16 protein-coding genes are annotated in these 12,880 nt (G+C 67.0%); 7 read left to right on the top strand and 9 right to left on the bottom strand.

Annotated elements, in window-relative coordinates; all coding sequences use genetic code 11:
- From H0W38_RS06305 to H0W38_RS06280, 6 genes are all read left to right on the top strand, one after another.
- Positions 1-549, top strand: a 549-nt coding sequence (locus H0W38_RS06305) for a hypothetical protein (RefSeq protein WP_292452212.1), incomplete at its 5' end; no start/stop codon positions are given.
- Positions 550-936: 387 nt separating this feature from the next.
- Positions 937-1,089: a hypothetical protein gene (locus H0W38_RS06300; RefSeq protein ID WP_292452210.1), complete on the top strand. Its 153-nt coding sequence runs from the start codon at positions 937-939 to the stop codon at positions 1,087-1,089.
- Between the two features lie 55 nt (positions 1,090-1,144).
- Complete coding sequence (locus H0W38_RS06295) at positions 1,145-1,465, top strand: hypothetical protein (RefSeq protein ID WP_292452208.1); 321 nt, start codon at positions 1,145-1,147, stop codon at positions 1,463-1,465.
- Positions 1,466-1,503: 38 nt separating this feature from the next.
- Complete coding sequence (locus H0W38_RS06290) at positions 1,504-1,701, top strand: YqaE/Pmp3 family membrane protein (protein ID WP_292452206.1); 198 nt, start codon at positions 1,504-1,506, stop codon at positions 1,699-1,701.
- 58 nt (positions 1,702-1,759) lie between these two features.
- A complete protein-coding gene (locus H0W38_RS06285) occupies positions 1,760-2,380 on the top strand; it encodes a Pr6Pr family membrane protein (protein WP_292452204.1) in 621 nt (206 codons plus the stop codon).
- 4 nt (positions 2,381-2,384) lie between these two features.
- Entirely contained in the window at positions 2,385-2,879 is a 495-nt protein-coding gene (locus tag H0W38_RS06280; RefSeq protein ID WP_292452202.1) for a TspO/MBR family protein, read from the top strand.
- A gap of 169 nt (positions 2,880-3,048) precedes the next feature.
- Here the strand turns inward: H0W38_RS06280 and H0W38_RS06275 are convergent, their stop codons facing one another.
- From H0W38_RS06275 to flgG, 7 genes are read right to left on the bottom strand one after another with little or no spacing between them, the layout of a single operon-like run.
- Positions 3,049-4,257, bottom strand: a complete 1,209-nt coding sequence (locus H0W38_RS06275; protein WP_292452200.1) for an EAL and HDOD domain-containing protein — start codon at positions 4,255-4,257, stop codon at positions 3,049-3,051.
- 32 nt (positions 4,258-4,289) lie between these two features.
- Positions 4,290-5,495, bottom strand: a complete 1,206-nt coding sequence (gene flgL, locus H0W38_RS06270) for a flagellar hook-associated protein FlgL (RefSeq protein WP_292452198.1) — start codon at positions 5,493-5,495, stop codon at positions 4,290-4,292.
- A 26-nt stretch (positions 5,496-5,521) separates the two neighbouring features.
- A complete protein-coding gene (gene flgK, locus H0W38_RS06265; protein WP_292452196.1) occupies positions 5,522-7,732 on the bottom strand; it encodes a flagellar hook-associated protein FlgK in 2,211 nt (736 codons plus the stop codon).
- A 52-nt stretch (positions 7,733-7,784) separates the two neighbouring features.
- On the bottom strand, positions 7,785-8,648 hold the full coding sequence (gene flgJ, locus H0W38_RS06260) for a flagellar assembly peptidoglycan hydrolase FlgJ (RefSeq protein WP_292452193.1): 864 nt from the start codon (positions 8,646-8,648) through the stop codon (positions 7,785-7,787).
- Positions 8,645-9,799 (bottom strand): flagellar basal body P-ring protein FlgI, encoded by a 1,155-nt coding sequence (locus H0W38_RS06255; protein WP_292452191.1) that lies wholly within the window; start codon positions 9,797-9,799, stop codon positions 8,645-8,647. Before H0W38_RS06255 ends, flgJ begins: the two co-directional genes overlap by 4 nt.
- Before the next feature lie 44 nt (positions 9,800-9,843).
- Positions 9,844-10,530 carry a flagellar basal body L-ring protein FlgH gene (locus H0W38_RS06250; RefSeq protein WP_292452189.1) on the bottom strand — a complete coding sequence of 229 codons (687 nt, stop codon included), beginning with the start codon at positions 10,528-10,530 and terminating at the stop codon, positions 9,844-9,846.
- On the bottom strand, positions 10,527-11,309 hold the full coding sequence (gene flgG, locus H0W38_RS06245) for a flagellar basal-body rod protein FlgG (protein ID WP_292452187.1): 783 nt from the start codon (positions 11,307-11,309) through the stop codon (positions 10,527-10,529). Before flgG ends, H0W38_RS06250 begins: the two co-directional genes overlap by 4 nt.
- A gap of 186 nt (positions 11,310-11,495) precedes the next feature.
- Here flgG and H0W38_RS06240 point away from each other — a divergent pair, with 186 nt between their 5' ends.
- Complete coding sequence (locus H0W38_RS06240) at positions 11,496-11,915, top strand: hypothetical protein (RefSeq protein ID WP_292452185.1); 420 nt, start codon at positions 11,496-11,498, stop codon at positions 11,913-11,915.
- Positions 11,916-12,021: 106 nt separating this feature from the next.
- On the opposite strand, the gene flgF is transcribed toward H0W38_RS06240, so the two are convergent.
- Together flgF and H0W38_RS06230 are read right to left on the bottom strand one after the other, a co-directional pair.
- A complete protein-coding gene (gene flgF, locus H0W38_RS06235; protein WP_292452183.1) occupies positions 12,022-12,747 on the bottom strand; it encodes a flagellar basal-body rod protein FlgF in 726 nt (241 codons plus the stop codon).
- Between the two features lie 22 nt (positions 12,748-12,769).
- A partial coding sequence (locus tag H0W38_RS06230) for a flagellar basal body rod C-terminal domain-containing protein (RefSeq protein WP_292452214.1) occupies positions 12,770-12,880 on the bottom strand: 111 nt, incomplete at its 5' end.

The raw sequence follows: 12,880 nt of genomic DNA, 5'->3' as shown, positions 1-12,880 counted from the left end.
GCAACGCATACTGCTCCAAGGAACATGAGCACCATTTCCTCTCGCCGCTTCTTCATTGTTGTCGCGCTCGTCGTCACGGCGGTGGCAGGCGCTCTGCTCAGAAGCTTCTCGGCCCCGCAGTCAACGACCTACTATCTCGGCACCCTTCTTATGGTCATGTGGGTTCCGACTGTCGGGAACATCATCTCCTTCCTCGCCAAGAAACTCAGACCCTCGGTGCCAGCGCCGCCGACTTTTTCATCTTCACTGCCATTTGTTCCTCAAGTAGTCGTCGAGCTCAAATTGCATTCAGAGCAGAAGCCCGAGCTGCCAAAGAGAGAGCAAGACGGACGAATTCACTGCCTCTTCGTCACAGGATTAGAGGGTTTCTCGGTTCGCGTCTCTCTACTGGAGAGTCACATGGTCGGTGAAGCTCTGGGCGCGGAAGCTCAGTTTCTTGTTCCCAGAGCAGCGCTTCCCAATTTTCCGGTCGGCAGCAGCTTCCAGTTAATGCAAGGCGGATTTGCCTTCGGAACGGGTCAAGTACTTTCACTGTCACCAAATGCTTAACCCTTCGTAAACCTCCGCATTACTTGGCAACGCGTCTCGATTGATGTCGGCCCTTGCAACTCAGAAGAATACCCATGCGCTTCGCCGGGCGCCATCGTGGCCCAGCAAATGCTGCGTCACAAGTCGAGCAAGGCATCGTTTCGGTCCGCGTTCTGGGGAGCTGGTGCGCTCAACGTCATCGGCTTCGTACTGCTTGCCTCATCAGCAGGTCGGCAAGGTTTGGGGATATGAAGGCGGGTAGCGACCTCGAGCATCGAGCGAACCTGTCGCTGCGCGCCGGGGCCAGCCACTCACTTACGAACCTCGGCATCGTAATTTTCGACTCGGCTCTTCATCATCATGGAATCACGAAATCTCCGGGTCGGTCGCCCCATCACACCCGAACAATTGGAAGAACTGACGGACGAACAACTCGTTCGCCTTGTTCCGCGCGCTTACCGCGAGTTCTTTCCCGGCAAGGACTTCTGCTCCGATGGTTGCTTCTATCTGCATGACGGGACGGTGTGGAGTCTTTTCAAGGGCGGGTTCCTCGATGAATGAGACCCTGCTTGTCGTCGCTCGCTGAACGCGAGTACCGGGAACGGAGGTCATCGCAATGCCGATCGACATCGACAAACTGACCGAGAAAGAACTCATCGACCTCAACAACCGTGTGGTCGAGCGCCTGAAGTTCCTCACTCAGATGCGAGCCCATGCACACATGCTCGAGTTCAGCATCGGCGAGAAGGTCTCGTTTCAGCCCGAGGGCCATCCGCTGCTGTCGGGCATCGTGGCCAAGTACAACCGCAAGTCGGTCACTGTCATCACCGAGAACGGGCAGCAATGGAGGGTCGCGCCGGTCTTCCTGCGCAAGGCGAACTCGCCCGCGAGGCCGGCTGCGGGTTCGGCCCGGATCATCGACATGCCCAAAAAGTAGGTCGACCCCATTTTTCGATCAACAACCGGAGTTTGTGAATGCGTCTGCTGCTCGCCATCTTCATGCCCTTCGTCGTCTTCTTCACGATAGGCCGACGCATTGCGGGAATCATCTGCCTGATCCTCCAGGTCACATTGATCGGTTGGATTCCAGCGGCCATCTGGGCGGTGTACGCGCTCAGTCAGTACAAGACCGACAGGAAGATCGAAGCGGCGCTGGGCCAACGAGCGCCTTAGCCACATGTCGGCTGCACCGGGCGAGCCCGCCGACCGACGGAACGAACCCAGCAGCCTCGTGACGGGAGTTTTGGCCGGCGTCGCATCGGCCGGTGTGCTGCTGCAGTTCTATCTGTCCTTGCGGCTGGCGTCGGCGAACGGGCAGTCTCTTGCCTTCGGTGTCGTGTCGTACTTCGGCTACTTCACGATCCTCACCAACCTGCTGGTCTGCCTGGCACTCGCGCTGCCGCTGCTGGCGCGTGCATCGGCCGGCGGGCGTTTGTTCGAACGCCCTTCGGTCGCTGCGGGCGTCGCCACGAGCATCGCCTTCGTCGGCCTGGCCTACCACCTGCTGCTGCGCCACATCTGGGCGCCTCAGGGGCTGCAATGGCTCGCCGATGTGCTGTTGCATTACGCGGTGCCGGCGAGTTACGTGCTGTACTGGTGGTTCGCGCTGCCGAAGGGGGCGCTGCGCTGGACCGATCCGCTGGTGTGGAGCGCGTATCCGGGGGTGTATCTGGCTTACGCGCTCGCTCGGGGGGCGGCGATCGGTAGCTATCCGTATCCGTTCATCGACGTGTCCGCCATCGGTTACGGGCAGGCGATGATCAATGCCCTCGGCCTGCTGATTGCCTACATCGGGCTGGGCCTCGTCGTGGTTTCGCTCGGCAAGGTGAAAGCTCGCTACAACAAGGAATAGCCGCATGCAGGATCGGACTCGCAAGCAGGCGCTGGGCCTCCTGGGCTGGATTGCACTCTCATTCGCGGCGGCGGCGATCGGTGGCTTCGCGTCGGTCAACGCCGGCGATTTCTACCAACAGCTCGAGCGCCCGCCCTGGGCGCCCCCGGCCTGGTTGTTCGGCCCGGTGTGGAGCGTGCTGTACCTGATGATGGGCGTGGCGGCCTGGCTGGTGTGGCGGGCGCGAGGCTTCGACGGCGCACGCACGGCGCTCGTCCTCTTTCTCGTTCAGCTCGCCGCGAACGCGCTGTGGACCTGGCTCTTCTTCGCCTGGCGCGAAGGCGGGCTGGCGTTCGCCGAGATCCTCGTGCTTTGGGCGCTGATTCTCGGTACGGTGCTTGCCTTCTGGCGCGTGCGGCCTCTGGCCGGGGCGCTGCTGCTGCCCTACCTGGCTTGGGTCAGCTTTGCGTCGGCACTCAATTTTTCGCTCTGGCAGCTCAACCCGGGGCTGTTGGGTTGAGGCTCGATGGGTGCCGCCGGCTCCGGTGCGATCAGGGCTGATGCGAAGACAGCGGCCATCGCAACAGCGCTTCGCAAACGGCAGTGGCTCGCCTTCGTGTACGACGGGCAGTCGCGGGCGGTGGAGCCCCACATCTACGGACTCGGCGCGGCCTTGCGGCCATGGCGCTTCAATCGAGCTGCGCCGCTGTCGCCAGCGCCTGCAACAGCGCGCGGTTGATTTCCTTCGGCCCGCTGATCAGGCTGTCGCAGGCCTCGCGGATGGGCTGCAGCTCGTCACCCTCCACCGCCTGCACCAGCGCGCAGTAGGGCTGATACGGTCCGCTGTTTTCGGCCAGCGCCTGGTACACGCGCTCGGGCACGGGAAGCGTCTTCAGCAGCTCGGCAAAGGACTGGTGGAACATCCGGTCGAGCAGCGAGAACACGCCGCAGATGAAAAGCTCGCCCTTCATCTCGTCGTCGCCGAGCGGGCGCACCAGTTCTTCCATCAGCATGCCGCGGCGCACGGCAGCGAACATCACCGGCTTGAGGTTGGCGTCCTTGCTGGCGGTCGCCAGCAGCAGCGCGAGCCAGCGCTTGAGCCGGTTGTAGCCGAGCATCATGATGGCGTGGCGAAAGGAGCTGATCTCCACCGACAGGCCGAAGGCCGGCGAGTTGATGTAGCGCATGAGCTTGAAGGCCAGCGTCGGGTCGCGGCGCAGCGTGGCTTCGAGTTTTTCGATCGGCTCGTGCTGGTCCACGCGGTGGATCAGCTCGACGATGACCTGCAGGTCCGTGCCGACGGTCTTGCCCTTGTCGCCGCTCTTGGCGGCCTCCTGCGCGAACACGTCGTCCATGGGCCAGCCCAGCACGGCGGTGGCGCCGCGCGAGAAGGAGCCTTCCATGTCGGCAATGGTGCGCACGCCGGACTGCACGTAGCCGATGTTGCGTTTCACCCCTGCCGGCGAACTGGATTCGCCGACACGGCGGTCGTCGGCCAGCGCGATGATCGAATGCCGAAAGCACGGCAGCACTTCGCGCGGCAGTTCGCGCAGCGGCCGGCCCTTGATGAGCAGGGTGTTGCCGCTGGCGTGCAGCACCTTGATCGCCTCGGTGTGGTTCTCGTCGGCCGCCATGAAGGCCGGTATCTCGATCATCACGTTGGAGCTCGGCGCGGCCACCAGCAGATCCTGCAGCAGGCTTTCGCTCAGCACGTTGAGCGACACCTGCGCGCCGCCCTGCGGCCACACGGTGGCGATTTCGGCGAGCAGCGCGCCGGCATCGAGCGGCGCGCCGGGCACGAGCGGAAACACGGTCAGCCGCGTGGCAGTGACCGCCCGCAGGCGGTCGACCATCGGCGAATAGCTCAGCGCCACCTGGCTGAGGATGCTGTCACTCACGAAGACTCTCCCTGGCGTTCACGCTTCACGGATCACGGATTGATGTACTGGAACAGCGACAGGCGCTGCACCATCGAATACGACTTGAGCGCGGCTTCGTAACCGGTCTGCTGCTGCTGGAATTTCGATATCGCCTCGACCATGTCGAGATCTTCCGCCGACGAGCGCTCGACCTTGGCGCCGAGTTTCACGGCGGCCAGGCGGTCTTCCACGCCGTCGATGCGGTTGAGGGCTTCGCCGGCCAGCGCGCGCTGCGACTGCAGGCGCCCGAGCGAGGCGTCGATGTCGCGCAAGCCCAGCGTCACGGCCTGCGTGACCTGGCCGCCATTGAGGCCCAGCGTTTCCAGCGCAATGGCGGCGCGATCGAGCATCTTGAAGACGTTGAGGCTGGCCTCGGAAGGCACGACGTCGAACTGGTCGCCGTCGGCCGGCTGGCCGGTGATCTTGAAGGACAGGCCGTCGATCTCGATCGCCGTGCCGCTCTGGTAGGCCACGTTCGTCAGCGCCGTCGGCAAGCCGTCCTGCAGCACGGTGTAGGTGGCGACGCCGGCGGCATCGACGCTGAAGCTCAGCGAGTAGGGATTGCCGCTCACGGCGGCGGGGTCGCCCACATTGCCGGCGTCAATCCAGGCGCTGCCGCCCTGCGTGGTGGCCTGCGTCTCGAACACGCCGTTGCCGGTGCGAGCCTGCAGCCAGGCCGCCTCGCCGTCCAGCGTGACCGGAAGCGCTTCGCCCGAAGCCACGACGGTCTGGCCGGCGGTGCCGACGAAGGCCACGCCCTCGGGCAGCGGCCGCTCCACGAAGGGCGGCGCGCTCGAACCCTGACCGCCGAAGACGAAGCCACCGCTGCCGTCGGAGCGGTTGGCGACAGCGAAGAGCTGGTTGCGGATGCCGCGCAGCGCCTGAACAAGGCTGCTGCGCTCGCTGTCGCTGTAGCTGCCGTTGCCGGCGGCGACCAGCGTCTCGCGGGCCTGCTGCAGCAGTTCGGTGGCGTCGCCGAGCGCGCTTTCGCCGGTCTGCATGGCATTGCGGCTGGCTTCCACGGCGCGCTGGCTGGCGACGCTGCGCGCTTCCAGGGCCATGGCGCGTTCGGCGCGGGCGGCGGCGGTGGGGTCGTCGCTGGCGCGGTTGACGCGCTTGCCGCTGGTCATCTGCATCTGCTGCTCGGCCAGCTCGAGCTGGCGGCGCTGCAGGTTGTCGATGCCGGCGTCATAGGTGTGGGCTGTACTCAGGCGCATGGTGGGTGTCCTCGGTGCGTCGGGTGTCAACGGCCTGTGACCGACAGCAGCGTGTCGAACACGCTCTGCGCGACCTGCAGGATCTTCGCCGCGGCCTGGTAGCCCTGCTGGTATTGGATGAGCCGGGCCGCCTCTTCGTCGAGGTTGACGCCCGTTGCCGCCGCCTTTACAGCGTCGGCGTTGGCCGCGACGGCGGTCGAAATGTTGCTCGACGCCTTGGTGCTCTGCACGCGCACGCCGATGTCGGCCAGCGCGCTGGCATAGGCGCTGGTGATGCTTTCGCCGGCGGAGATGCTGCCGTCGGCCAGGCGTTGCTCGCCCACGATGCCGGCGTCGCGCAGGTCGAGCAATGCGAGTGCGTTGCCGTTGTTGGAGGCGGAGAACGCGGCCGGCGAGACGCTGAAGCTGTCGCCCGGCTGCGGCACGCCGTTCAGGCGCAGATCGGCGCCATTGAGGCGAACGGGCGCGCTCGAATCCCACAGGCCCGTGCCGCTGGCGGGCGTTGCGCCGGCCTGCGTCCACGTGTATTGCAGGCGGTTGCTGGCGTCGAGCGAGAAGCTGATTTCGGTGGGCGCTTGCGGCATGGCCGCGATGTCGAAGTTGTCGCCTGCAGCCGGCGTGCCGGCGACGTCGATGGCCACGCCGTTGATGCGGATCGGCTGCTGCGCGTCCCAGATGCCGGTACCCGAAGCGGGCGTGGCGCCAGGCTGGTTCCAGGTGTAGGCGAGATCGCTGCCCGAGGCGGCGAAGCTCAGGCTGATCGGCAACTGCGGCTTCAGCTGGTTGCGGTCGTAGACGCGCAGTGCGAGCGCGGCACCGCCGGTGTTGGCGGCGTCGCCTGCGGCCGAAAGCGGCCAGGCGTTGGTGACCTTGACGCTCGCCACGCTGCCAGTCCCTTCGTTGGTCGCATTCGCCGTGGCGGTGAGCGGCGCGGCGGCGGCGATGCCCTTGGGATCGTCGAGTGCGCGGCTGGCGCCCTGCGCCGCGCGGCTCACCGGCTGCAACAGGAAGCGGTCGCCGGCGGCCGGCGCGGGCGTGCCCACGTCGATCGCGAAGCCGTCGATGGTGTCGCCCGAGGCGACGCTGCGCACCATGCCGTCGGACAGCCGGGTAAGCAGATAGCTCCCGGCAGCGGCCGGGTCGGCGCGCAGTTCGTAGTCGCTGGCCTGCAGTTGCGCCGGGTGGGTGACCTGCACGCCGACCGTGCTGCCACCGGTGTTGGTTGAAGCGGGCAGCACGCGCGGCGCACCCACGTTCATGAGCGGCGCGCCGCTGCCGGCGGGCTGGCGCAGGTCGAGACCGAGCGCCTGCTGTTCATTGAGGCTGCCGGCGATCGCCGCGGCCATGCGGCCCACCAGCCCCTGGGCGTCGGTGAGGTCGTCGTCCTGAAACGCCAACAGGCCGGCGAGACTGCCGCCGCCGAGCGAGCCAGTGGGCAGCCCGCGATCGACGCCCCCCTCGCGCACGCCCAGGCGCACCTTGGCCGGGTCGTAGAGGTCGGGCATGGCCTTGAGTTCGAGCGCACTGCCGCCAAGCACCAGGCGTTGGCCGCCGCCGATGAAGAGGCCGAGCGTGCCGTCGTCGGCCGTGATGGTGCTGACCTGCACGAAGCCGCTGATCTCGCTGACGAGCTGGTCGCGTTGGTCGAGCAGGTCGTTGGGCGTGTGGCCGGTGCCGAGCGCGGAGGCGATCTGCTTGTTGATGTCGGCCACGCGCTGCGCGAGCGTGTTGACCGTGGCGATGGACGTCCTGAAATCCTGCGCCACGCCGGACTGCAGCGTGTCGATCTGCCCGCCCGCGGCACGCAGGCGCGAGGTCAGCTCTTCCGTGCGGGCGAGCACGACCTGGCGCGCGGCGGCGTCCTGCGGGCGGTTGGCCACATCGACGAAGGCGTTGAGCAATTGGCCCGCCGCAAAGCCGATGCCCGACTCGCCGGGCGGGAACACCGACTCCAGGCGCTTGAGTTGCTCGAGGTGCGTGGCGTCGAAGGCGGCCTGCGACTTGGAGGCCGCCGCGGCGCGGGTGAGAAAGGAGTCGGCGGCGCGCGTGACGCTGTCGATCTGTGCGCCATTGCCGAAGAAGCCGGCGCCGGTGTATTGCCCACCCGCCGTGGAAAGCTCCACCTGCTGGCGCGAATAGCCGGGCGTGTTGGCGTTGGAGATGTTGGAGCCTGTGGCCTGCAGCGCCGCGTAATTGGCGAACATGGCACGGGTGCCGAGGGACATCAGGCCGGCCATGCTGGGCTCCTTGCAGTGTGCGTGAGAGCGGCCCGATGGTGCATGCGCGGCCTCACGTCGTCAGGTCTCGTTGCAGCCTGAGCGTGGTGTTGATCACGCGGCCGAGCTTGTCGGCGTAGGCCGGGTCGGTGGCATAGCCGGCGCGCTGCAGGCCGGTGGCAAAACCCTGGGCGCTGCCGCCCTGCTCCACCACGCCGGCATAGCGCGGGCTGGTCTTGATGAGCTGCGCGTAGTCGCGGAAGGATTCCTCGGGCGAGACGTAGGCGCGGAACTTCGCGGTCACCTTGCGCGGCTCGCCGTCGATGTATTCAGTGGTCGTGACTTCGGCGACCGCGCCCTTCCAGTTGGCACCGGCCTTGATGCCGAACAGGTTGTGGCTGGCGCTGCCGTCGGCGTGGCGGATGTCGCGCTTGCCCCAGCCGGATTCGAGTGCGGCCTGGCTCAGGATGAAGGCGGCCGGAATGCCGGTGTCGGCCGAGGCCTTCTCCGCGGATTCGCTGTGTCGGGCGATGAAGTTCTCGGCGCGAGATGCGCCGGGCAGGCGGTTCCAGACTTGGGCCTGCGGTGCACTCCGCGTTACTCCCTCTCCCTTTGGGAGAGGGCTGGGGTGAGGGTCAGCGGCCTCACCACCCCCCACCTGCCTCTCCAACTGCCGCGCAATCATCGCGCTCAGCCCCCCCGGCAACCCCGTCAACTTCTGCGCCAACTGACTGTCCAGCAACTCGGTCCCCATCTTCGTGCCCGAGTTGTCCAGCATGCCGCTGGCGAGCGTCGCCTGGCGCATGCTCTTCATCAGCTCCTGCATGAAGAGCGATTCGAACTGCTTGGCCGTCTCGGCGATGGCCGCGCGCGGGTTGCTGCCGGCGCTGGCTTGAAGCGAGCGAAGAGCATTGGCGTCGAGGCCGACGGTTCTCATATGACCTCGAGCTCGGCGTTGAGCGCCCCCGCCGCCTTGATGGCCTGCAGGATCGCCAACAGCTCCTGCGGCGTGGCGCCGAGCGAGTTGAGGGCGGTCACCACGTCGGTGAGCTGGGTGCCGGCAGGCATCTGGATCAAGGAGCCGGCCTGCTGCTGGATGGCGATGTCGGCCTGCTCGGCCACCACGGTCTGGCCGCCGGACAACGGGCCGGGCTGGCTGATGACGGGCTGCGCGCTGATGGTCACCGAGAGGCTGCCGTGCGCCACCGCGCAGGCGCTGAGCGTGACGGCCTGGTTCACCACCACCGAGCCGGTGCGCGCATTGATGACCACCTTCGCGGCCGGCGGGGCGAGCGCGATCTCGAGGTTCTCGATGTCGGCCATGAAGCCCACGCGCGCATGCGCCTCGGCCGGCATGAGCACGCGCACCGTGCGGCCGTCGAGCGCTTGCGCGCTGCCCTGCCCCATCTTCGTGTTGATGACGCGCGCGACTTCGCGGGCGGTGGAGTAATCGAAGGCATTGAGGTCGAGCTGGATCGCGTCGCCCTGCGCCAGTGGCGTGGGCACCGCGCGCTCGACCGTGGCGCCCGAAGGCACCCGCCCGGCATTGAGCGTGTTGACCTGCACCTTGGAGCCGCCGGCCGATGCACCCGCGCCGCCGATGACCAGGTTGCCCTGCGCCAGCCCGTAGATCTCGCCATCCGCGCCCCGAAGCGGCGTGGCGATCAGCGTGCCCCCGCGCAGGCTCTTGGCATTGCCGAGCGACGACACGGTCACGTCGATCTGCTGCCCCGGCTGCGCGAACGGCGGCAGGCTGGCGGTGACCAGCACCGCGGCCACGTTCTTGAGCTGGATGCGCGTGCCGGGCGGCACGGTCACGCCGAGCTGCTGCAGCATGGCCGCCAGGCTTTGCGTGGTGAAAGGGGTTTGCGTGGTCTGGTCGCCGGTGCCGTCCAGGCCCACCACGAGGCCGTAACCCACCAGCTGGTTGCTGCGCACGCCCTGCACCGAGGCCACTTCCTTGAGCCGGGCGGCGCCGGCCTCGTGCGGCCACCACAGCGCGGCGCTGGCGACGATGAAGGCCAGCGCGATCAGCGCGCGCAGCAGTCGGTCGGCAAGCGCGGTGCGGTGGGGGGTGTGGCGGTTCATGGCGGTGGACTTTCCGTGCGGATTGCCACCCATTCTGAGGAGCATCAGATCGGCAGAACGCTCAAAAAGAAGCGTGCAAGCCAGCCTATTGCCTGCGCTTCGGCCTGCGCCCCGCGGCCGCGCTGCTCGATGCGCACGTTGGCGATCTGTGCCGAGGCGACCGAGTTGCCCGGGCGGATGGCGCGCGGGTCGACCTGGCCGGAAAAGCGCAGCACGTCCACGTTGTGGTTGACGCCGATCTGCTTCTCACCGGCGACGATGAGGTGGCCGTTGGGCAGCACCTCCACCACGGTGGCGGTGATGGTGCCGGTGAAGGTGTTGGCGCTCTCGGTGGTGCCGGTGCCTTCGAAGCTGTTGCTCGAGCTGCCGCTGGCGCCGGCGCGCGTAAAGGAACTGGGCGAGAAGAAGGGCACCGCGGTGATGCCGGCCTTGACGTTGCCGGTCTTGTCGATCGAGCTGCTCGAGGTCTGGCTGGCCGCGACCTTCTCGACAATCTGCACCGTGATGGTGTCGCCGACCAGCCGTGCGCGGTGGTCCTCGAAGAGGGGGCGGTAAGCGCTGGGCTGAAAGATCGCGCCGTTGTTGATCGGCGGCGCGACGATCACCGCCGGGCGCACCGGCGCGGTGTCGGCCACTTCGACCTTCGGCACGAGCGCCGAGCAGGCGCCGAGCAGCAGCGGCGGCAGCGCCGCGAGCAGCACTCGCAGTGCGCTCGCGAGCCCCCGGCTCACAGCTGCGCCAGACGCTGCAGCATCTGGTCGCTCGTCTGGATCGCCTTGGAATTGAGTTCGTAGGCGCGCTGGGTCTGAATCATCGCGACCAGCTCCTCCACCACGTTGACGTTGCTGGTCTCGACGAAACCCTGCGCCAGCGAGCCCAGCCCGTCGGCGCCCGGCGCGCCCTCGTTGGGCGTGCCCGAAGCGGCGGTTTCGGCATAAAGATTTTGGCCGCGCGGCTCCAGGCCGGCCGGGTTGACGAAGCTGGCAAGCTGGATCTGCCCGGCGACCTGCGGCGCGGCCTGACCGGCCAGCGACACGCCGACCTGACCATCGGCGGCGATGGTCACGCTTTGCGCGTTGGCGGGGATCACGATCCCAGGCTGGATCACGAAGCCGTTGCTGGTGACGAGCTGACCCTGCGCATCGACCTGAAAGGCGCCGTCGCGGCTGTAGCCGGTGGTGCCGTCGGGCATCTGCACCTGGAAAAAGCCCTGGCCCTTGATGGCCACGTCGAGCGTGTTGGTGGTCTGCTGCAGCGAGCCCTGGCTGAACTGCCGCGAGGTCGCCACGGCGCGCGTGCCCAGGCCGACCTGCAGGCCGGTGGGAAGCTGCGTCTGCTCGGAGCTGGCCGCGCCGGGCTGGCGCAGCGTCTGGTACATCAGGTCCTCGAACACCGCGTGAGAACGCTTGTAGCCGTTGGTGCCACTGTTGGCCAGGTTGTTCGAGATATGGTCCAGCTGGGTCTGCTGGGCCTCCATGCCGGTCTTCGATATCCACAGTGAACGCATCATGGCGGGGTGCTCCTTCTCGGCCGATCATGGCGGTGGCTGAAGGGATGCGAAGCCGGGAGAAGGAAGGTCTTCGAGCCCTTGTTCGCGACCTCGCGCAACGAGAGCAGCGTGCACTCCCGGCGCCGGGCGAGGAGTAGGCACGTCGAATGCTCTGCGTGAGCACCGAACACACTGGAGAAGACCACCATGAAACGCCAATCAGTACTCATCGCTTTCCTGTGCTCCGCCGCCCTCGGCCTGCCGTTCGCGGCGAGCGCGCAGACGACGCCTACGATGAGCAGCGAACAGTACGGGACCGCCAAGGACGAGATCGACGCCCGTTACAAGGCCGACAAGCAGCGCTGCGATGCACTCAAGGACAACGCCGAAGACGTTTGCGAGGAAGAAGCCGAAGCGCGCCAGAAGGTGGCCGAAGCCGAGCTGAAGCACAAGCGCAGCGGCAAAGCCGAAGACGCACGCGAACTCGCTGAAGTCAGGGCCGAGACGGCCTACGAAGTGGCCAAGGAAAAGTGCGACGCCCAGTCGGGCAACGCCAAGGACACTTGCATGGCCGACGCCAAGGCCACTGAGGCCAAGGCCAAGGCGGACGCAGCAGCCGCACGCTGACATGCGGCGCGGGCGGCGCTGAGGTGCCGCCCGCATCGTCGACAGCTGTCGGTGACGCGCGTGGCCTGAGTTTGCGGCCTGTTGGCCCTCTGGACGGCGGCGCGGATCAGTTCATCGAGAGCAACTTGCCGGCGACCTGCTCGTCCGTCTCGGCCGTCTGCAGCATCTTCATCTGCGCTTCGAACTGCCGGGCGGCGGCGATCATCGCCACCATGTTCTCGATCGGGTTGACGTTGCTGCCTTCGAGCGCGCCATCCTGCAGGCGTGCGTTCGGGTCGGCCGGCAAGTCGCCGTCGGGATTGCGGAACAAGCTGTCGTTGCCGCGCACGAGCGGCGCCTCAGGCGTCACGAGCTTAAGCCGGCCGATCGGCTCGACTGCACCGCCCGGCTGCGTCACGCTGACCGTGCCGTCACTGGCAATGGCTGGCGCCGTGTTCGGCGGCAGCACGATCGGCCCGCCATCGCCGAGCACGGTCATGCCGCCCGAGGTGACGAGAGTGCCTTCGGCGTTGACCTGCAGCGATCCCATGCGGGTGTAGGCCTCGGTGCCGTCGAGCGCCTGCACGCTCAGCCAGGCATCTCCCTGCATCGCCACATCGAGCGCCCGGGCGGTGTTGGTGACGGGCCCCGGGCTGGGGTCGTAGCCGGTGGTTGTTTCCAGCGCATACACGCGGGTGGAAGCGCCGTCGCCGCGCACGGGCACCGCGCGCATGGCCTGCAACTCGGCGCGAAAGCCGGTGGTCGAGGCATTGGCGAGGTTGTTGGCGAGCACCTCCTGGCGCTGCATGGTCGCCTTGGCGCCCGACATCGACAGATAAATCATGCGGTCCATCGTCGGCTCCCTGAAGGGCTACTCAGCGCAGATTCACCAGCGTCTGCAGCACCGAATCCTGCGTCTTGATCGTCTGCGCATTGGCCTGATAGCTGCGCTGCGCCGTGATCATGTTCACCAGCTCGGCCGTGAG

Source organism: Methylibium sp. (assembly GCF_013817365.1).
Lineage (GTDB): Bacteria > Pseudomonadota > Gammaproteobacteria > Burkholderiales > Burkholderiaceae_C > Methylibium.
Note: the sequence above shows the minus strand (reverse complement) of the source record. Positions and strands in the feature narration are given on the sequence as shown.

Bases quoted from the DNA above. Each gene is read 5' to 3' on its own strand.
- H0W38_RS06295 (WP_292452208.1), top strand. From the start codon at position 1,145: ATGCCGATCGACATCGACAAACTGACCGAGAAAGAACTCATCGACCTC.
- H0W38_RS06290 (WP_292452206.1), top strand. From the start codon at position 1,504: ATGCGTCTGCTGCTCGCCATCTTCATGCCCTTCGTCGTCTTCTTCACG.
- H0W38_RS06280 (WP_292452202.1), top strand. From the start codon at position 2,385: ATGCAGGATCGGACTCGCAAGCAGGCGCTGGGCCTCCTGGGCTGGATT.
- flgL (WP_292452198.1), bottom strand. From the start codon at position 5,495: ATGCGCCTGAGTACAGCCCACACCTATGACGCCGGCATCGACAACCTG.
- flgK (WP_292452196.1), bottom strand. From the start codon at position 7,732: ATGGCCGGCCTGATGTCCCTCGGCACCCGTGCCATGTTCGCCAATTAC.
- flgJ (WP_292452193.1), bottom strand. From the start codon at position 8,648: ATGAGAACCGTCGGCCTCGACGCCAATGCTCTTCGCTCGCTTCAAGCC.
- H0W38_RS06255 (WP_292452191.1), bottom strand. From the start codon at position 9,799: ATGAACCGCCACACCCCCCACCGCACCGCGCTTGCCGACCGACTGCTG.
- flgG (WP_292452187.1), bottom strand. From the start codon at position 11,309: ATGATGCGTTCACTGTGGATATCGAAGACCGGCATGGAGGCCCAGCAG.
- H0W38_RS06240 (WP_292452185.1), top strand. From the start codon at position 11,496: ATGAAACGCCAATCAGTACTCATCGCTTTCCTGTGCTCCGCCGCCCTC.
- flgF (WP_292452183.1), bottom strand. From the start codon at position 12,747: ATGGACCGCATGATTTATCTGTCGATGTCGGGCGCCAAGGCGACCATG.